The 19,138-nt window shown below is 64.3% G+C and carries 18 protein-coding genes and 1 other RNA gene; 9 read left to right on the top strand and 10 right to left on the bottom strand.

Annotated elements, in window-relative coordinates; all coding sequences use genetic code 11:
* The first annotated feature begins 61 nt into the window (after positions 1-61).
* The gene (ubiD, locus tag GV002_RS01950) at positions 62-1,528 is read left to right on the top strand and encodes a 4-hydroxy-3-polyprenylbenzoate decarboxylase (protein ID WP_160016816.1); all 1,467 of its coding nucleotides are present in this window, start codon (positions 62-64) and stop codon (positions 1,526-1,528) included.
* Complete coding sequence (locus tag GV002_RS01945) at positions 1,528-2,496, top strand: CDP-6-deoxy-delta-3,4-glucoseen reductase (RefSeq protein WP_160016815.1); 969 nt, start codon at positions 1,528-1,530, stop codon at positions 2,494-2,496. The genes ubiD and GV002_RS01945 overlap by 1 nt, the downstream gene beginning before the upstream one ends.
* Before the next feature lie 67 nt (positions 2,497-2,563).
* Here GV002_RS01945 and GV002_RS01940 read toward each other — a convergent pair whose 3' ends face one another.
* Positions 2,564-3,544 (bottom strand): NADPH:quinone oxidoreductase family protein, encoded by a 981-nt coding sequence (locus tag GV002_RS01940; protein ID WP_160016814.1) that lies wholly within the window; start codon positions 3,542-3,544, stop codon positions 2,564-2,566.
* 155 nt (positions 3,545-3,699) lie between these two features.
* Between GV002_RS01940 and GV002_RS01935 the strand changes: the two genes are divergently transcribed.
* Positions 3,700-4,104 (top strand): flagellar basal body-associated FliL family protein, encoded by a 405-nt coding sequence (locus GV002_RS01935; protein ID WP_160016813.1) that lies wholly within the window; start codon positions 3,700-3,702, stop codon positions 4,102-4,104.
* 83 nt (positions 4,105-4,187) lie between these two features.
* Here GV002_RS01935 and GV002_RS01930 read toward each other — a convergent pair whose 3' ends face one another.
* From GV002_RS01930 to GV002_RS01910, 5 genes are read right to left on the bottom strand one after another with little or no spacing between them, the layout of a single operon-like run.
* Positions 4,188-5,312 (bottom strand): ABC transporter permease, encoded by a 1,125-nt coding sequence (locus GV002_RS01930; protein ID WP_160016812.1) that lies wholly within the window; start codon positions 5,310-5,312, stop codon positions 4,188-4,190.
* Complete coding sequence (rbbA, locus tag GV002_RS01925; RefSeq protein WP_160016811.1) at positions 5,312-8,017, bottom strand: ribosome-associated ATPase/putative transporter RbbA; 2,706 nt, start codon at positions 8,015-8,017, stop codon at positions 5,312-5,314. The genes GV002_RS01930 and rbbA overlap by 1 nt, the downstream gene beginning before the upstream one ends.
* Complete coding sequence (locus tag GV002_RS01920) at positions 8,014-9,105, bottom strand: HlyD family efflux transporter periplasmic adaptor subunit (protein WP_160016810.1); 1,092 nt, start codon at positions 9,103-9,105, stop codon at positions 8,014-8,016. Before GV002_RS01920 ends, rbbA begins: the two co-directional genes overlap by 4 nt.
* Positions 9,106-9,149: 44 nt before the next feature.
* The gene (locus GV002_RS01915; RefSeq protein WP_160016809.1) at positions 9,150-11,006 is read right to left on the bottom strand and encodes a diguanylate cyclase; all 1,857 of its coding nucleotides are present in this window, start codon (positions 11,004-11,006) and stop codon (positions 9,150-9,152) included.
* Between the two features lie 49 nt (positions 11,007-11,055).
* Positions 11,056-11,505, bottom strand: coding sequence for an EVE domain-containing protein (locus tag GV002_RS01910; protein WP_160016808.1), 450 nt, complete (start codon positions 11,503-11,505; stop codon positions 11,056-11,058).
* A 193-nt stretch (positions 11,506-11,698) separates the two neighbouring features.
* On the opposite strand from GV002_RS01910, the gene GV002_RS24230 reads away from it, so the two are divergent.
* Positions 11,699-11,830: a hypothetical protein gene (locus tag GV002_RS24230; protein ID WP_256667014.1), complete on the top strand. Its 132-nt coding sequence runs from the start codon at positions 11,699-11,701 to the stop codon at positions 11,828-11,830.
* Between the two features lie 54 nt (positions 11,831-11,884).
* Here GV002_RS24230 and GV002_RS01905 read toward each other — a convergent pair whose 3' ends face one another.
* The 4 genes from GV002_RS01905 to GV002_RS01890 all read right to left on the bottom strand — a co-directional run bounded on the left by GV002_RS01905 (position 11,885) and on the right by GV002_RS01890 (position 13,294).
* Positions 11,885-12,481, bottom strand: coding sequence for a 5-formyltetrahydrofolate cyclo-ligase (locus GV002_RS01905; RefSeq protein WP_160016807.1), 597 nt, complete (start codon positions 12,479-12,481; stop codon positions 11,885-11,887).
* Between the two features lie 55 nt (positions 12,482-12,536).
* Positions 12,537-12,715: non-coding RNA, 6S RNA (ssrS, locus tag GV002_RS01900), on the bottom strand.
* A gap of 67 nt (positions 12,716-12,782) precedes the next feature.
* Positions 12,783-13,088, bottom strand: a complete 306-nt coding sequence (locus tag GV002_RS01895; protein WP_003458649.1) for a cell division protein ZapA — start codon at positions 13,086-13,088, stop codon at positions 12,783-12,785.
* Positions 13,085-13,294 carry a TIGR02449 family protein gene (locus GV002_RS01890; protein WP_003458652.1) on the bottom strand — a complete coding sequence of 70 codons (210 nt, stop codon included), beginning with the start codon at positions 13,292-13,294 and terminating at the stop codon, positions 13,085-13,087. Before GV002_RS01890 ends, GV002_RS01895 begins: the two co-directional genes overlap by 4 nt.
* A 190-nt stretch (positions 13,295-13,484) precedes the next feature.
* Between GV002_RS01890 and GV002_RS01885 the strand changes: the two genes are divergently transcribed.
* The 5 genes from GV002_RS01885 (at position 13,485) to GV002_RS01865 (ending at position 19,095) form a co-directional block, all read left to right on the top strand.
* Positions 13,485-14,039, top strand: coding sequence for a YecA family protein (locus tag GV002_RS01885; RefSeq protein WP_160016806.1), 555 nt, complete (start codon positions 13,485-13,487; stop codon positions 14,037-14,039).
* Positions 14,040-14,058: 19 nt separating this feature from the next.
* Positions 14,059-15,393 (top strand): Xaa-Pro aminopeptidase, encoded by a 1,335-nt coding sequence (gene pepP / locus GV002_RS01880; protein WP_160016805.1) that lies wholly within the window; start codon positions 14,059-14,061, stop codon positions 15,391-15,393.
* 93 nt (positions 15,394-15,486) lie between these two features.
* Positions 15,487-16,671 (top strand): 2-octaprenyl-6-methoxyphenyl hydroxylase, encoded by a 1,185-nt coding sequence (gene ubiH, locus GV002_RS01875; protein WP_160016804.1) that lies wholly within the window; start codon positions 15,487-15,489, stop codon positions 16,669-16,671.
* A gap of 93 nt (positions 16,672-16,764) precedes the next feature.
* Complete coding sequence (locus GV002_RS01870) at positions 16,765-17,982, top strand: 2-octaprenyl-3-methyl-6-methoxy-1,4-benzoquinol hydroxylase (RefSeq protein WP_160016803.1); 1,218 nt, start codon at positions 16,765-16,767, stop codon at positions 17,980-17,982.
* Between the two features lie 111 nt (positions 17,983-18,093).
* Entirely contained in the window at positions 18,094-19,095 is a 1,002-nt protein-coding gene (locus GV002_RS01865) for an extracellular solute-binding protein (protein ID WP_160016802.1), read from the top strand.
* Positions 19,096-19,138 lie beyond the last annotated feature (43 nt).

The raw sequence follows: 19,138 nt of genomic DNA, 5'->3' as shown, positions 1-19,138 counted from the left end.
AGCCCGACTTCGGCGCTAAACTTTGCGGCCGACTCTTGCCTGTCCGACACGAGGCTCCTGCATGCAGTATCGCGACCTGCGCGACTTCATCCGTGAACTGGAAAAACGCGGCGAACTCAAGCGCATCCAGACGCCGGTATCGCCCGTTCTGGAAATGACCGAAATCTGCGACCGCACCCTGCGCAAGGGCGGCCCGGCGCTGCTGTTCGAAAAGCCCACCGGCTTCGACGTGCCGGTGCTTGGCAACCTGTTCGGCACGCCCAAGCGCGTGGCGCTGGGCATGGGCGCCGAAGAGGTGTCCGAACTGCGCGAGATCGGCAAGCTGCTGGCCTTTCTCAAGGAGCCCGAGCCGCCCAAGGGCCTCAAGGATGCCTGGAGCAAGCTGCCGATCTTCAAGAAGGTCATTTCCATGGCGCCCAAGGTGGTCAAGGATGCGCCGTGCCATGAAGTGATCGAGGAGGGCGACGACGTCGACCTGGGCAAACTGCCGATCCAGCACTGCTGGCCGGGTGACGTGGCACCGCTGATCACTTGGGGCCTGACCATCACCAAGGGCCCGAACAAGGAACGCCAGAACCTCGGTATCTATCGCCAGCAGGTGATCGGCCGCAACAAGGTGATCATGCGCTGGCTCAGCCACCGTGGCGGCGCGCTGGATTACCGTGAGTGGTGCCAGAAGCACCCGGACAAGCCTTACCCGGTTTGTGTCGCACTGGGTGCCGATCCGGCGACCATTCTCGGCGCCGTGACGCCAGTGCCCGATACCCTCTCCGAATACGCCTTCGCCGGCCTCTTGCGCGGCCATCGCACCGAGCTGATCAAGGCGCGTGGCAGCGAGCTGCAGGTGCCGGCCAGTGCCGAGATCGTGCTAGAAGGCGTTATCCATCCGGGCGAGACCGCGCCGGAAGGCCCCTATGGCGATCACACCGGCTACTACAACGAGGTCGACACCTTCCCGGTGTTCACCGTCGAGCGCATCACCCGTCGCCGCGATCCGATCTATCACAGCACCTACACCGGCCGGCCGCCAGATGAGCCGGCGATCCTCGGCGTGGCGCTGAACGAGGTGTTCGTGCCGATCCTGCAAAAGCAGTTCCCCGAGATCACCGACTTCTACCTGCCGCCGGAAGGCTGTTCCTACCGCATGGCGGTGGTGACCATGAAGAAGCAGTACCCGGGCCACGCCAAGCGCGTAATGCTCGGTGTCTGGTCGTTCCTGCGACAGTTCATGTACACCAAGTTCGTTATCGTCACCGACGACGATATCAACGCACGGGACTGGAATGACGTGATCTGGGCGATTACCACGCGCATGGACCCCAAGCGCGACACGGTGATGATCGACAACACACCGATCGACTATCTCGACTTCGCCTCGCCGATCTCCGGCCTGGGCTCGAAGATGGGGCTGGACGCCACCCACAAGTGGCCGGGTGAGACCACTCGCGAGTGGGGCCGTGCCATCGAGAAGGACCCTGCCGTAGTGGCGCGCGTCGACGCGCTCTGGAGCGAGCTGGGAATCGATTGATGAACGTCACCCTGCAACCTTCCGGTATCACTCTCGCGCTGCAGCCGGGTGAGCGCATCCTCGATGGTGCCCGTCGCCTGGGCTACGACTGCCCGCAGAGCTGCCGCAACGGCAACTGCCATATCTGCGCCGCGCTGCTGGTTGAGGGTCGGGTCAGGCAGAACGACGCCGAGCTGGATCATGGTGAGTTCTTCACCTGCCTGGCCGAAGCGCTGGAAGACTGCGTGCTGCACTGGGACGGCGTGCTGGCACCGGGTGAGTTGCCCGTGCGCGAACTGAGCTGCCAGGTGATCGAGTGCCAGGAAGTGGGTGGCGACGTGTTCCGTGTGCGCTTGCGTACGCCAGCCGGCAAGGCGCCGCGTTATCACGCCGGGCAGTACCTGCTGCTACAGCGCCCGGATGGCGAGATGGCGGCGTTCTCCCTGGCTTCGGCGCCGCACGCCGGGCGTGAGTTGGAGCTGCACATCCTCGCCCGCGAAGACAGCAGCATTGCCCTGCTGGAACATCTGCGCAGCACCGGCATGGCTCGCGTGCAGATGCCCTACGGTGATACCCACCTCGCCGACCTGCCCGATGGCCCGCTGGTGCTGATCGCTGCTGGCACCGGCATGGGCCAGATGCACAGCCTGATCGAGCATTGCCGCGCGGCGGGTTTCACCCATCCGGTGCACCTGTACTGGGGCGCGCGTCGGCCCGAGGATTTCTACGAACTGCCACATTGGGCGCAGTGGCAACAGCTGGACAATCTGTTCCTGCACCAGGTAGTCAGCGACCAGTGCGGCTGGCAGGGTCGTTGCGGTCTGCTGCACGAAGCGGTGCGCGAGGACTTCCCGGATCTCAAGGCCTTGCACGTCTACGCCAGCGGTTCACCGGCGATGGTCTACGCCACGCTCGATGCGCTGGTCGAAGCGGGGATGGACGCGCACCAGATGCGCGCCGACGTGTTCGCCTACGCGCCACGAGGTTGAGTGAAAAGGCCGCCCCGAGGGCGGCCCTGTTTACGTCATTGCGAATAGCTTCGGTGCGCGGCGCACCCTACCGGACTTCCACCACCACCTTGCCGACGGCTTTGCGCTGGCCAAGGGCATCGATCGCTTCGCCGCCGCGCTCCAGTGGGAAGGTCTGCGAGACCAGCGGCTTGAGTTTGCCTTCGGCATGCCAGGCGAACAGCTGCTGGAAGTTGTCGGCGTTGTCCTGCGGTTGGCGCTGAGCGAATGAACCCCAGAATACGCCGACCAGCGAAGCGCCCTTGAGCAAAGGCAGGTTGGCCGGCAGGGCCGGGATGCCACCGCCGGCGGCGAAACCCACTACCAGGAAGCGGCCGTTCCAGCCGATGCTGCGGAAGGCTTCCTCGAACAGTGCGCCGCCCACCGGGTCGTAGATCACGTCCACGCCCTGGCCGCCGGTGAGTTTCTTCACTTCGTCCTTCAGGCTCTGCTCGCTGTAGTTGATCAGCTCGTCGGCGCCGGCTTTGCGCGCCACTTCCAGTTTCTCGGCGCTGCTCGCCGCAGCGATGACCTTGGCGCCCATGGCCTTGCCGATTTCCACCGCCGCCAGGCCGACGCCGCCGGAGGCGCCGAGCACCAGCAGGGTTTCGCCCGGTTGCAGGTTGGCGCGCTGCTTGAGGGCGTGCATCGAGGTGCCGTAGGTCATGCCGAAGGCGGCTGCGGTGGTCAGGTCCATGCTCTTGGGCACCGGCAGCACGTTGTAGGCCGGTACGGCGACTTCTTCGGCGAAGCCGCCCCAGCCGGTCAGCGCCATGACCCGGTCACCGACGCGCAGGTGGCTGACCTTCTCGCCAACGGCCTTGACCACGCCGGCTACCTCGCCGCCCGGGGCGAAGGGGAAGGGCGGTTTGAACTGGTATTTGCCTTCGATGATCAGCGTGTCGGGGAAGTTGACCCCGGCAGCCTGCACCTCGATCAGCACCTCGTTCTTTTTCGGTTCGGGGCTTGGCAGGTCTTCCAGTACCAGGGTGTCGGCGGGGCCGAAGGCTTTGCACAGCAGGGCTTTCATCAAGGTCATTCCTCTTGCGGGGTGCCTTGCAGTGTAGAAAGCGCCCGCCGAGGGTCAACGAGCATGCCGATGCCTGATAGGTCGGCATAAGCGCCGGGCTTGGGTGCTGGCCTGTGGATGGCTATGCTAGGCACATCCCCGATGGAGTGCCGAACGTGAAACTGTTGACCGCCCTGCTGCTGAGCCTGTCGATCTGCCTGCCTGCCCTGGCCTCTTCGGAAGAGAAGGAAGAGGCGCCGACGACGATTTATCACAACCTGTTCCCGGCCCTGATCGGCAACCTGGCGGATCAGGGCAATCGTCTGAAGTTTTTCAAGGCCGATGTGTCCTTGCGGGTGACCGGCACCGAGGCCGAGGAGAAGCTCAAGCAGCATGAGCCGCTGATCCGTCATCAGATGGTGATGCTGTTCTCGGCCCAGACCAGCGAGATCATCAACGCTCCCGATGGCCGTGAGAATCTGCGCCTGGAAGCGTTGAAGAGGGTGCAGGATGCTATCAACAGCGAAGAGGGCAAGCCCATCGTCGAAGACCTGCTGTTCAACAATCTGATCATCCAGTAACGGCGAATCCCCTTGGCGTTCGGGCGCTGCTTCGGCGGTGAAGGCCAAAGTGATTCGCGGTTGAAGCCGCCCCTACAGTTTGTTCAGGCCATCTGCGCCAGGGTCTTGCGAAAGCGCGTCAGCGCCGCGACGAAGAACAGCGTGCCGATGGCGGCGATGGCCAGCATGTAAGGCCAGACGATCGCGAACCCTGCGCCGCGATAGAGAATCGCCTGGGCCAGCGCGACGAAGTGAGTGGTCGGCGCCGCCAGCATGATCTGCTGCACCAGCTCCGGCATGCTCTCGCGTGGCGTGGTGCCACCGGAGAGGATCTGCAATGGCAGCAGCACCAGGATGATCAGCGGGCCCAGCTGCGGCATCGAGCGCGCCACGGTGCCGAAGAAGATGCCCATCGAGGTGGTGGCGAACAGATGCAGCGCCGCGCCGACCAGGAACAGCGCGATGGAGCCCTCTATCGGCACCTGCAGCCAGCCTTGCACCACCAGCAGCAGCGACAGCGTCGCCGCCGTCAGTACCACCAGCCCCATCGACCAGACCTTGGCCAGCATGATCTCCAGCGGCGTCACCGGCATCACCAGTAGATGCTCCACGGTGCCGTGCTCGCGCTCACGAATCAGCGCCGCGCCAGTGAGGATGATCGACAGCATGGTGATCTGGTTGATCACCTCCATCACCGAGCCGAACCAGGCACGCGTCAGATTCGGGTTGAACTGTATGCGCAGCGCCAGCTCGGCCGGCTGCTGCAGCTCGCCACGGTAGCGGCGGACGAACTCGGCAACTTCGCTGGCGCCGATGTTCTGGATGTAGCCGGCACCGGTGAAGGCCATGCTCACCTGGGTGGCATCGACGTTGAGCTGGATTGCCGGGTTGCGGCCGGCGAGCACGTCGCGTTGGAAGTTCGGCGGAATGTTCAGGGTGAAGGTGTAGCGCCCTGAATCCATGCCGCGATCCATCTCGCTCAGGTCGATACGCTCCGGGGTACGGAAATAGGGTTCCTGGAAGGCCTGAATCAGTCGCTCGGAGAGCTGCGACTGGTCTTCGTCGACCACGGCGATGGCGGCGTTGTGCAGGCTCTCCGGCATGCTGGTGGCGGCCGAGTAGACGCCCATGCTGAAGGCCCAGAGGATCAGCAGCACCAGCGCCAGGTCGTGCTGCAGGCTGCGCAGCTCCTTGATGCCGAGGTACAGGATATTGGCCAGGCGTTCCATCAGACCTCCTGTTTGCGCAGCAGGCTGGCGCTGAGCAGGGTCAGCAGCGGGATGGTCAGCATCAGGGCGAAGAAGTAGCTGGCCAGGTCCTGCAGCTCCAGCGCCTTGGAGAAGATGCCGCGGCTGATCACCAGAAATTGCGAGGTCGGGTAGAGCTGCCCAATCACCGCGCCTGCGCCCTCCAGCGAGGCCACCGGGTAGATCAACCCGGAAAACTGAATAGCTGGTAGCAAGGTGACGATGGCGGTGCCGAATACGGCGGCGATCTGGCTCTTGGTGAAGGTCGACATGAGCAGGCCGAGGCCGGTGGAACAGGCCAGGTAGAGCAGGGCGCCGGCCAGCAGGGTCAGCGGATTGCCCTTGAGCGGCACGTCGAACACGGTGACCGCCAGCAGCACCAGCAGGACGAAGTTGAACAGGCCCAGGGCGATATAGGGCAGCTGCTTGCCGAGCAGGAATTCCAGGCGGGTAACTGGGGTGACGTAGAGGTTGATGATCGAGCCCAGTTCCTTCTCGCGGACCACGCCAAGCGCGGTGAGCATCGCCGGAATCAGCATCAGCAGCAGCGGTATCACCGCCGGCACCATGGCCTCGAGGCTTTCCACGTCCGGGTTGTAGCGATAGCGCACCTCCAGCTCGGCGGCGTTGGCTGCCTGCGGTTGTGACGAGCTGCGCGCCAGCTCACTCAGGTAGTGCTGGTGCAGGCCGGTGACGTAGCCCTTGATGGTTTCGGCGCGGGTTGGCATGGCGCCGTCGATCCACATGCCGATCTGTGGGCTGGCGCCGCGCTTGAGGTCGCGGCCGAAGTGCGGCGGAATTTCTACCGCCAGGCTGATATCGCCGTCCCGCAAGCGCCGTTCCAGCTCGGCGTAGTCGGAGAGCGGCGCCTTCTCCAGGAAGTAGCGGGAGCCGGACAGGTTGAGGTGGTATTGCTGGCTGGTGGTGGTCTGGTCGCGATCCAGCACGGCGAAGGTCAGGTCCTCCACGTCCAGGCTGATGCCATAGCCGATGATGAACAGCAGCAGTACTGTACCCAGCAGGGCCATGCCGCCGCGAATCGGGTCGCGGCGCAGCTCCAGTGCTTCGCGGCGGGCATAGCTGAGCAGGCGGCGCAGGCTGAAACGTTGACGCTGTGGCGGTGGTGCCTGCTCCAGCGGCGGTGCCGTGTTCACCGGCTGCTCGCCAACCGCTTCCTGTAGGTAGGCGATGAAGGTGGCTTCCAGACTGTCCAGCCCGCGTTTGGCCATCAGGCCCTGCGGGGTATCGCTGTCGAGCACCTTGCCGGCGTGCATCAGCGAGATGCGGTCGCAGCGCTGCGCTTCGTTCATGAAGTGGGTAGAGATGAAGATGGTCACGCCGTCTTGGCGCGAGAGGTCGAGCATCAGTTGCCAGAAGCCGTCGCGGGCGACCGGATCGACGCCCGAGGTGGGCTCGTCGAGGATCAGGATCTCCGGCTTGTGGATCACCGCCACGGCCAGCGACAGGCGCTGGCGGATGCCCAGTGGCAATCGCTCGGGGAGCATGTCCATGACTTCGCCGAGGTCGAAGCGTGCCGCCATGTGCGCCACGCGCGGCTCGATCTCGTCGGTCGGTACATGGAACAGCTGGGCGTGCAGCACCAGGTTCTGCCGCACCGTCAGCTCGCCGTACAGGGAGAATGCCTGGGACATGTAGCCGACCCGCTTGCGCGTGGCCATGTCGCGCGGATCGACCGCCTGGCCGAACAGCAGCGCCTCGCCTTCGCTGGCCGGCAGCAGGCCGGTGAGCATCTTCATGGTGGTGCTCTTGCCGCAGCCGTTGGAGCCGAGGAAGCCGAAAATCTCACCACGGCGGATCCGAAACGACACCGAATCGACGGCGACGAAATCACCGAAGCGCATGGTCAGGCCCTTGGCTTCGATGGCGATTTCGTTGCTGTCTTGCAGGGACGCAATGACCACCTGCTGATGGCCGCGCCGGCGTTCCTCGGGCAGCAGGGCGATAAAGGCCTGCTCCAGGCTGGCGCTTTCGGTTTGGGCGCGCAATTCGGCCGGGCTGCCTTCGGCGAGTATGTGGCCCGCGTCCATCGCCACCAGGTGGTCGAAGCGCTCGGCTTCCTCCATGTAGGCGGTGGCCACCAATACGCTCATCTGCGGGCGCTGTTCACGGATGCGCGCGATCAGCTCCCAGAACTGGTTGCGCGATAGCGGGTCGACGCCGGTGGTTGGCTCGTCGAGGATCAGCAGATCCGGGTCATGGATCAGCGCGCAACACAGCCCGAGCTTCTGCTTCATGCCGCCGGACAGCTTGCCGGCCGGACGCTCGCGGAAGGCGGCCATGCCGGTGCTGCGCAGCAGGTCGTCGATGCGCCGTTCGCGCTCGGCAGCGTCCTGGCCGAACAGACGGCCGAAGAAATCCAGGTTCTCGAACACCGAGAGCGTCGGATAGAGGTTCTTGCCGAGGCCCTGTGGCATATAGGCGATATGCGGGCAGACGCGGCGGCGGTGGCTGGCATCGGCCATGTCGCCACCGAGCACCTCGACGTTGCCTTCCTGGAGCTTGCGCGCCCCGGCGATCAGCGCCAGCAGGCTGGACTTGCCGACGCCGTCCGGGCCGATCAGGCCGACCATGCGACGGGCTGGCAGGGCCAGGTCGATCTGCTGCAGGGCGTGGGTCTGGCCATAGCGCAGGCCGACGCCGCTCAGGCGTGCGACCGGCGTGTTCATTGCGGAACCTTGATCGCCAGATGCGCGGGCCACTCGGCGTCAGGATCGAGGCGCAGGTAGGCCATGCCCGGTACGCCGGTCTTGACCTGTTGCAGGTGCTTGCTCAGCAGCTCGGGGTCGATGCGCGCCTTGACCCGGAACATCAGTTTCTCGCGCTCGCTGGCGGTTTCCACGGTTTTCGGCGTGAACTGGGCGACGCTGGCGACATAACTGACCTTGGCCGGGATCACGTATTGCGGCGCGGCGTCGATCACCAGGCGCACCTCGCTGCCCAACGCGACGCGGCCGGCCTGGCGCTCGGGCAGGAAGAAGGTCATGTAGACGTCGGTCAGATCCACCAGGTTGAGCAGCTTGCCGCCGGCACCCAGCACTTCGCCGGGTTGAGTGACGCGGTATTGCACGCGGCCGGCGCGTGGAGCCTTGAGCTGGCTGTCGTCGATGTCCACCTGCAGCCTCTCGACGCTGGCGCGGGCCGCTTCGGTCGCCGATTGCGCTTCGATGGCCTGCGACTGGGCTGCAGCTATGCCGGCCTCGGCCGAGCTGACCTGAGCGCGGGCGGCGGCCAGCGCGGCCTCGGCACTCTGCAGGCGGGCCAGATCGTCATCCAGAGTCTGCTGAGGCAGGGCGTTGCGCTTGACCAGCGTGGCGCTGCGTGCGTGACGTTTGCGCGCGGCATCCAGCTCAGCCTGGCGTTGGTGCACCACGGCCTCGGCGGCAAGTTTTTCGCTTTGGCGCAGGCTGATCTGGCTGGCGGCGGTGATCTGGCCATTCTCTGCCTGGCGCAACTGGGCGCGGGCCTGGGCCAGCTGGGCTTCGAGTACCTGGGTGTCCATGCGGGCGAGAATCTGGCCGGGCTCGACGAAGTCACCTTCGTCGACTTCGATGCTGGCGACGCGCCCGGCGAGTTTGGTCGCCACATCCACTTCGGTGGCTTCGATGCGCCCGTTACCGCTGGCGAACCCCTCGCCCAGGCCTGTCGGGCGCAGCTGCCACCAGGCCACGGCGGCCAGGACGGCGACGCCGACGGCGATCAAATAGGGCAGGCGGCGTTTTGCGTTGGTCATCTCAGCTTCCCTGTAGCGCCCCATAGCTGGAGGCTTTCACGACATTTCCATTGTCTGCCAGATGCGCCTCAGGGGGCTTGATGCAGGTCAAGCGCGGGGGGCTGCCATAGGCAGGTTCGGTTGCGACCCTCATGCTTGGCACGATACAGCGCCTGATCACCCTGGGCGAGCAGTTCGCCTGGTTGTTCGTCCCTCACCGGGTCGGCCACCGTGAGGCCGATGCTCAGGGTCAGCCGACCGAATGGGCTGGCGGGGTGATGGATATCCAGGCCGGCGATGGCCGCATGGATGCGTGCGGCGACCTGTTCGGCACCCTCCAGGTTGGTGTTGGCGAGAATGATGGCGAATTCCTCGCCGCCATAGCGACAGGCCGTGTCGCCTTCGCGTTGCTGGCTTTCGCGCAGGGCTGCACTGACTTTACGCAGCGCGTCGTCGCCAGCGAGATGGCCGAGCGCATCGTTGTAGGCCTTGAAGTGGTCGATATCGAGCATCAGTAGCGCCAGGGGCGCGCCGAGACGGCGCAGGCGGCGCCATTCGGCCAGCAGTTGCTGATCGAAGTAGCGGCGGTTGTACAGCCCGGTAAGACCGTCGAGCTGCGACAGGCGTTGCAGTTGCGCTTCCAGTTGCAGGCGCTCGCTATTGTCGCGGGAAACGGCGATCAGGTATTCGCGGTCATGCAACTGCACCAACTGGGTGTTGATCTCGGCAGGCTGGCGACTGCCGTCGCGGCGGATCAGCTCGCGCTGGAATATCCGCGAGAGATTGTCGCGCTGCGCCTGGCGCGCCTGCTCCAGCCAGCGATGGAAGCCTGGCAGGAGTTTTTCCGGATCATCGCGCAGCAGCTCGGCGAACTGTTCCGGGCGATAGCCGAGCGTGGCGTAGGTGGCCTGATTCATGTGCAGCAGTTCGCGGGTGCTGCTATCGAAGATGAACAGACCGTCATGGCTGGAGTCGGTCAGGTCGAGCACCAGCTGCAGGCGTTCGCGGTTTTCGCGCAGGCGCTGCTCGGTCTCTTCGCGGCGTTCGGCCTCCAGCTTGAAGCGGCGGTTGGCCAGTTGCAGGGCATGGGCACGGCGGCTGTTTTCCAGCGCCAGGGCCAGGGCGGCCACCAGTAGCAGGCTGATCGCCAGGCTGGCGCCGAGTACCACGCCGGGCAGGGGCGACTCGAGTTGATCGAGCAATTGTTCGGTAGGGCTCAGGCGCAGACTGAAGTCCTGATTGTTGAGCAGACTCAGGCCCAGTTGCAGGCTGTGCCGCGCATCGGTGTCCGCTGCACCATGACGGAACAAGCTATGACTGTTCTCCAGCAGCTCGAGGTTGAAGGCTTCGCGATCGATCTGGGTGAGCAACTGCAGCATCAGCATTTCGACGCGAAAAACGCCCTGGAGGAAACCGTCGAACACCTTGCTGCCGTCCTGTTCGCGGTACAGCGGTGTGTAGAGGACGAAGCCGCGTCCACCCTGGACCAGGTCGAAGCTGTTGGAAAAGCGCTGCTCGCCGCTCTCGCGAGCTTCCATCGCCAGCGGGTAGTTGGGGTGCTCAGGGTGCAGGCGAAAATTCAGCGCCGCTTCGTTGCCGGCTACCGGTAGCAGCCAGCGCATGCGCAGATCATCGCCAACCCACTGGATTGATTGATAGACGGGAAAGCCGCGTATTGCGCGCTCTACCTCCTCGTCCCAGCTGGCGCGCGGCAGGCGGCCCAGGCTGTTCCACAAGCGAGCGATGCGTTCGAGGCTGGCCACTTCCAGGTGCAGCGTGCTCTCCAGCTGACGTGCCAGGCTGCGTGCCTGGTAGCCGATGCGTTCATCGACGCGCTGCTGCTGCACGGCTTCGATCTGACGCCAAAGCAGGACGCTGGCGCCGCTCAGCACCAGTAACAGGAACGCCAGCGCAAGTCGCGCCGGCCAGGCGGAGGATGCCGGCATGAAAAAACTCCTTGGCTCTGTGTGGTGATAGCACAGTGCCGCATGCTACTCAACGCATGGCGAGAATTGCTGCCCATTCGGCATCGCTCACCGGCATCACCGACAGGCGACTGCCACGTTGTACCAATGCCAGTTCGGCCAGTAGCGGATTGTTCTTCAGTTGCTGCAGCGCCAGCACCTCGTCGAAGGCCTCGACGAACTCGACGTCCAGGGCGCTCCAGGGATTTTTCTCGGTACTGGCCTTGGGATCGTGATAATGGCTTTGCGGGTCCAGTGCGGTGGGGTCCGGGTAGATCTCGCCGGCAATGCGCGCGATGCCGGCGATGCCGGGTTGCGGGCAACTGGAGTGATAGAAGAAGAACAGATCGCCGGGCTTCATCGCACGCATGAAGTTGCGCGCCTGGTAATTGCGCACGCCATCCCAGCGCGTTTTGCCCAGTCGTTGCAGGTCGTGGATGGACAATTCATCGGGTTCGGACTTCATCAGCCAATAAGGCATGAACTTTGCTCCTGCAGGTCTGTCCGTAAGCGGACGCTCGTTTGAGGGATATCTCCGACGGCCGGTTGGCGCCAGAAATTGCACAGTGCTTGGCGCTGACGGACAATGCCCGGCTAAAGCTTGGCGCCGTCGTATTGCACACAACAATAACGCGCGACCAACGCGCGCATTGCCTTGAAGGGGGAGGCAATAGATGAAACGCAAGCCAGATCTTTTGTGGGTTCTCGTCGTACTGTTCAGCCTGGGCGTGGTTACCACGGGTTACACCCAGAGCTTTTGGGAGCGCCAGAGCGACGCTCCGATCAATGTAACGCAGCAGCCCTGATTCGCGGGCTGCCAGCGTAAGCGCCGCAGGGAACGCGGTGCCGCATCTTTCGATTCAATACCACGCCTTGTCCGTCACCGTTGCCTGCAAGGGTACGTCCCAGCTGGCCATCGCCAGTTCCTCCACGTGCTGACATTCATGCGCCAGGCCCAGTAGTGTCGGCATGTGCCAATTTTTGCGCATGCGCAGGTAAGCCAGGCTGCGGTCGTAGAAGCCGCCGCCCATGCCCAGGCGGCCGCCGCGATCATCGAAGCCCACCAGCGGCAGTAGCACCAGGTCCAGCGCCCAGACCTTGCGTTGGCGCTTGGGCTGTGTGCGTGGCTCGAGGATGCGGAAGCGATTGCCCGCCAGTTTCTCGTGCCGAGTGACGCGCTGAAACACCATCTTGGTGCGCGGCCAGGCGCTGAGTACCGGCAGGTAGGTGCGCTTGCCGCGCTTCTGTGCAGCGGCCAGCAAAGGCCTCGGGTCGATTTCGCCATCGTTGGGCAGGTACAGGGCGATATGCCTGGCGCGGCGAAACTGCGGGCTTTGTGCCAACTGGCGATACAGGTTGCGTGCGGCAAGACGTTGCTGGCTGCGGCTGAGCGCGCGACGACGCTGACGCAGCACGCGGCGCAGTTGCGGGCGACTGATCGTGGCTGGCGTAGTCATGAATTGGGGCTTGGACGAGGCGGGTAGCAGCGCTGAAGGTCACTGCTGGAAATGATGACTTCCCGGCGTGCCGCTGTCGGTTTAGCCCTTGAACCCGAAAGTTCAAGGTGGAGGTTGCAGGAGGCGTTAAGGCTTTCCGTCAGGCGGACATGCACACCGGCCCCAACGTGCAACCCCCGTGGTTGTGCGTATCGGCTCAGGGACATCACCGACTGGCGCACACCCCAGGAAGTTGCGCCCAGTATACCCGAACAGAGGGTCTGCGGGGCGGCCTGCGACGAACTGGCAGGCATGACGGCGCTCAGGCGCTCGGGTCGTCGGCCAGCGCATGGTCGACACGATCGAGCAGATCGCGCACCTGCTGGCGGGTGGAGTTGGCGTCCTGATCCAGGCGTTGTTGCTTGTGCAGCAGGTCGTGGGTGATGTTCAAGGCTGCCATCACGGCGACGCGGTCGGCACCGATCACTTTGCCGCTGGTACGGATCTCGCGCATCTTGCCGTCCAGGTAGCGAGCCGCGCTTTCCAGATTGGCGCGTTCGTCCTGCGGGCAGGCGATGCAATATTCTTTGTCCAGAATGTGGACGGTCACGGTGTTCGACTGGGTCATGAGTCCTGCTCCAGGGCTTTAAGGCGCGAAATCATCGATTCGACCTTGTGCCGGGCCATTTCGTTCTTTTCGATCAGATGGGCGCGTTCCTCGCGCCAGGCCTGTTCATTCGCCAGCAGGAGTCGGTTGTGAGCCTTTAGCTGCTCGACACGCTGGATCAGCAGTTCCAGCTTGGCGGTCAATGCGTGCAGATCGGCGTCTTCCATGGGCTCTCGCTATGGGATGGCTGGCTGGACTGTATAGGCCTGTCCCGGTTAGGGGTCAAACCCAGATAGCAGTGGTGTGATGCAGATGACGGCATCACCCCGGCGGCCTCGGATGGTCTTGCCGCGTCTGCCGGTGCTAGGATACGAGGCCTCCATTCTAGAGATTGCGCCGTCTGGCGCCTAGCTATCTATGTCGATTCCAAGCTCTCCCTACGCCGCCTTCGCCGCCCTGCTCAGCAGCGCCGGGCATTCCGTTTCCCCTGCCGAACTGCATGGCCTGCTGCTGGGCCGCAGCTGTGCCGGCGCCGGCTTCGATGCCGATGCCTGGCTGCTCGACGCTGCCGACCTGCTCGGTGGCGAGCCGCAGGACAGCGTGCGCCAGGCGCTGATCGGTCTGCAGGAAATGGTCAAGGGTGAGTTGTGCAGCGAAGACGTCACCGTGGTGCTGCTGTTGCCGGATGACGAAACCCCGTTGGCGCAGCGCGCAGTCGCTCTGGGTCAGTGGTGTCAGGGCTTTCTCGGTGGCTTCGGCCTGACCGCTCGCGACGATGCGCTGAGTGCCGAAGCCATGGAAGTGTTGCAGGATCTCTCCGCCATCGCCCAGGTGCAGAGTGCACTGGAAGAATCGGAAGATGGCGAGAGCGACTACATGGAGGTGATGGAATACCTGCGGGTCGCGCCACTGCTGCTGTTCACCGAGTGCGCCAAGCCTGCGGCGCCTGCTGCCAAACCGTCCCTGCACTGATTGTTCGTCGGAGCCTGCCTTGATCAGCATCCCCAAGTCCGAATATGCCCGTCGGCGCAAGGCGCTGATGGCGCAGATGGAACCCAACAGCATCGCCATTCTGCCAGCGGCGCCGGTGTATATCCGCAACCGTGACGTCGAGCATGTCTACCGTCAGGACAGCGATTTCCAGTACCTCACCGGTTTCCCGGAGCCGGAAGCGGTGATGGCGCTGATCCCTGGGCGCGAGCACGGTGAGTACGTGCTGTTCTGCCGTGAACGCGATCCGGAGCGCGAGCTATGGGATGGTCTGCGTGCCGGCCAGGACGGTGCGATCAGCCGGTTTGGCGCCGACGATGCCTTCCCCATTGGCGACATCGACGACATTCTTCCGGGGCTGATCGAAGGTCGCGAGCGTGTCTACTACGCCATCGGCAGCAATCAGGAGTTCGATCATCGGCTGATGGAGTGGGTCAACCATATCCGCGCCAAGGCGCGCCAGGGCGCGACGCCGCCAAACGAATTCGTCGCCCTCAACCATCTGCTGCACGACATGCGCCTTTACAAGTCGTCTGCCGAGGTGAAAGTGATGAAGGAAGCGGCCGAGATCAGTGCGCGTGCCCACATACGCGCGATGCAGGCGAGTCGCGACGGGCTGTTCGAATATCACCTGGAAGCCGAGCTGGACTACGAGTTCCGCAAGGGTGGAGCGAAGATGCCGGCCTACGGCAGTATCGTCGCCGCCGGCCGCAATGCCTGCATCCTGCACTACCGTGAGAACGACGCGGTGCTCAAGGACGGCGACCTGGTGCTGATCGACGCCGGCTGCGAGATCGACTGCTACGCCAGCGACATCACTCGTACCTTCCCGGTCAGCGGCAGGTTTTCCCCCGAGCAGAAGGCTATTTATGAGCTGGTGCTGGCTTCGCAGGAAGCCGCATTCAAGGAAATCGCCCCGGGCAAGCACTGGAACGAGGCCCACGAAGCCACGGTACGGGTGATCACTGCCGGTCTGGTTGAACTGGGCCTGCTCGAGGGCGATGTCGACGAGCTGATCGCCAGCGAAGCCTACAAACCTTTCTATATGCACCGCGCCGGCCACTGGCTGGGCATGGATGTGCACGATGTCGGCGACTACAAGGTTGGCGGCGAATGGCGGGTGCTGGAAGTCGGCATGGCGATGACCGTGGAGCCGGGCATCTACATCGCCACCGACAACGACAAGGTCGCCAAGAAATGGCGCGGCATCGGCGTGCGCATCGAGGACGACGTGGTGGTCACCAAGAAGGGCTGCGAGATTCTCACCAACGGTGTGCCCAAGACCGTTGCCGAGATCGAGGCACTGATGGCGGCCGCGCGCACCGAGGCGGCCTGAGCCCATGTCACGTGTGAATCTGGCGCTCATCGGTGGCGGGGCTGTTGGTGAATGGTTCGGTGCCAGCCTGATGCTGACGGCGGAGGCATGTCGATGACGCGGGTACAGTTGGCCATCATCGGCGGCGGTCTGGTCGGCGCCAGCCTGGCGCTGGCCCTGCAGGACACGGCACGCCAGCGTGGCTGGCGCATCGCCCTGATCGAACCCTTCGCCCCGGGCAGCGAATACCAGCCCAGCTATGACGCCCGCTCTACCGCGCTGTCCTATGGCAGCCGGTTGATATACGACCGCCTGGGCCTGTGGCAGAGCATTGCCCAGCGTGCCGAGCCGATTCAGCAAATCCATGTTTCCGACCGTGGCCGTTTCGGTGCCACGCGTCTGCAGGCCATCGAGGAAGGCGTGCCGGCGCTCGGCTACGTAGCGGAGAACGCCTGGCTCGGCCATTGCCTGTGGCAGGCGCTGGATCAGGATGTGATCGAGTGGCGCTGCCCGGCCGAAGTGGTCGGTATGCAGCGTCTCGACGACGGCTATCGCCTCACCCTGAACGATGAAACCTGCCTCGACTGCGACGTGGCGATTCTCGCCGACGGTGGACGTTCCGGCTTGCGTGAGCAACTCGGTATTGGCGTCAGCAGCAAGCCTTACGGGCAGAGTGCGCTGATCGCCAACGTCAGCCCGTTGGAGGCGCATCGCGGGCAGGCCTTCGAACGTTTCACCGATGATGGCCCGATGGCGCTGCTGCCCCTGAGCGATAACCGTTGCGCGCTGGTCTGGACGCGCGCCGCCGCTGACGCCGAGCGCCTGCTGCGCGCCAGCGAGGCGAGCTTTCTCGGTGAGTTGCAGCAGGCTTTCGGTTATCGCCTGGGCGCCTTGAAGCAGGTGGGTGCGCGACATCTCTATCCGCTGAGCCTGGTCGAGGCGCAGGAGCAGGTGCGCCCGCATCTGGTGGTGCTGGGCAACGCCGCGCACAGCCTGCACCCTATCGCCGGTCAGGGCTACAACCTGTCTCTGCGCGATACCCTGGCGCTGGCCGAGGTGCTGATCGGCAGCGAGGCAGCACTGGGCGATTTCGCCACCCTGCAGAGTTACCAGCAACGGCAAAAGCTCGATCAACAAATGACCGTCGGTTTCTCCGACCAGGTGACGCGTCTGTTCAGTAATGGGCAGCCGCTGCTGACCGCCGGGCGTAACCTGGGGTTGCTCGGCCTTGACCTGCTGCCGCCGGCCAAGCGCTGGTTCGCCCGCCAGGCCATGGGCATGGGAACCCGCAATCTATGAGCAATTCCGTAGGGTGTCGCGGGGCCGCCCAGGCCGTGCGCACCAATCGGAAGCCAGGGTGCGCACAGCGCACCCTACGGTTTGAGGAGTGATATGCGCGCGGATCTGATCATCGTCGGTGCCGGTATGGTCGGCAGTACCCTGGCTCTGGCGCTGGAACACAGCGGTCTGAAGATTCTGATCGTCGATGGCAGCCCGCTGAGCGTGGCGCCGTTCGATGCGCAGGCGCCGTTTGAGCCGCGCGTCAGTGCATTGTCGATGGCCAGTCAGCGCATTCTCGAGCGCCTGGGCGCCTGGCAGGGCATCGCTGCGCGGCGTGCCTGCCCTTATGGCGAGATGCGCGTGTGGGACGGCTCCGGCACCGGCAGCATTCACTTCGCCGCCGCCAGCGTGCATGCCGAGACGCTTGGTCATATCGTCGAGAATCGCGTGGTGCAGGATGCCCTGCTCGAACGTCTGCACGACAGCCAGATCGGTCTGTTGCCCGGCACACGCCTGGAGCAACTGCGCCGCAGCGGCGATGACTGGCTGCTGACCCTGGAAGGCGGCCGTCAGTTGCGTGCGCCGCTGCTGGTGGCGGCTGATGGCGCCAATTCCGCGGTGCGGCGCCTGGCCGGTTGCGCCACGCGCGAATGGGATTATCTGCACCATGCCATCGTCACCAGCGTGCGTTGCGAGAAGCCGCACCAGGCCACTGCCTGGCAACGCTTTACCGACGATGGTCCACTGGCCTTCCTGCCGCTGGCAGGCCCTGCCGGCGAGCATTGGTGCTCGATCGTCTGGTCGACCGTGCCGGTCGAAGCCGAGCGCTTGATGGCGCTGGACGACGAGGCCTTCTGTGTCGAACTGGGCAAGGCCTTCGAATTGCGCCTGGGCAAGGTGCTGCATGCTGATCGCCGTCTGTGCATCCCGCTGCGCCAGCGTCATGCCAAGCGCTATGTGGAGCCTGGGCTGGCGCTGATCGGCGATGCCGCGCACACCATCCATCCACTGGCGGGGCAGGGGGTCAACCTGGGTTTCCTTGACGCTGCTGTGCTGGCCGAGGTGCTGCTGCATGCCGCCGAACGGGGTGAGCACCTCAGTGATGAGCGCGTGCTGAGCCGTTTCGAGCGTCGGCGCATGCCGCACAACCTGGCGATGATGGCGGCGATGGAAGGCTTTCAGCGCCTGTTCCAGGCCGACCCCTTGCCGCTGCGCCTGCTGCGCAATGTCGGTCTCGATCTGGTGGACGGTCAGGCCGAGGCCAAGGCGCTGTTCGTGCGTCAGGCGCTTGGGCTGGCCGGTGACCTGCCGGAATTGGCGCGGGCCTGAGCGGACGCAACTTGTAATAACTGCTGCGTGTTGTCTTGCTGTTTACGTTGAGAAGGCAAATAACATTCACTACTATTCAGCCACTTTGCTCACCCACAAGAGGCTGGTCCCATGAAGGCTCGCAACGCGCTTCTCGCTGCATTCACTCTCAGCACCCTGGCAACCGCCGTTCAGGCTGCCGACGAAGTGGTGGTCTATTCCGCCCGTATCGATGAGCTGATCAAGCCGGTGTTCGATGCCTACACCGAGAAAACTGGGGTCAAGGTGAAGTTCATCACCGACAAGGAAGCCCCGCTGATCGCCCGTCTCAAGGCCGAAGGCGCCAACACCCCGGCCGACCTGCTGATTACCGTCGACGCCGGCAACCTCTGGCAGGCCGAGCAGGAAGGCGTGCTGCAGCCGACCAAGTCCGACGTGATCGACGCCAACATCCCCGCCCAGTACCGCTCCAGCACCGACAGCTGGACTGGCCTGTCGCTGCGTGCGCGGACCATTTTCTACTCCACCGAGCGCGTCAAGCCGCAAGAGTTGTCCACCTACGAAGCCCTGGCTGACAAAAACTGGGAAGGCCGCCTGTGCCTGCGCACCAGCAAGAAGGTCTACAACCAGTCGCTGACCGCCACCCTGATCGAGGCCCATGGCGCCGAGAAGACCGAGGAGATCGTCAAGGGCTGGGTCAACAACCTGGCTACCGACGTATTCCCGGATGACACCGCACTGCTGCAGGCCATCGACGCCGGCCAGTGCGACGTGGGCATTACCAACACCTACTACTACGGCCGTCTGCACAAGCAGCAGCCGGATCTGAAGGTCAAACCCTTCTGGCCGAACCAGGACGACCGTGGCGTGCACGTCAACCTGGCCGGTGCCGGTGTGACCAAGCATGCACCGCACGCCGAACAGGCCAAGAAGCTGCTGGAGTGGATGACCACCCCGGAAGCGCAGAGCATCTTCGCCGGCGTCAACCAGGAGTTCCCGGCCAACCCGGCGGTCGCACCGTCCGAGGAAGTGGCTGCCTGGGGTACCTTCAAGGCTGACTCGGTTGCGACCGAAGTGGCGGGCAAGCGTCAGGCTGAAGCGACCATGCTGATGGATCGCGCCGGCTGGCAGTAAAGGAGATCGTGCCCACGCTCCGGCGTGGGTACGTCACCAGTGA

The organism is Pseudomonas sp. 8O (assembly GCF_902506495.1).
GTDB lineage: Bacteria > Pseudomonadota > Gammaproteobacteria > Pseudomonadales > Pseudomonadaceae > Aquipseudomonas > Aquipseudomonas chaetocerotis.
Note: the sequence above shows the minus strand (reverse complement) of the source record. Positions and strands in the feature narration are given on the sequence as shown.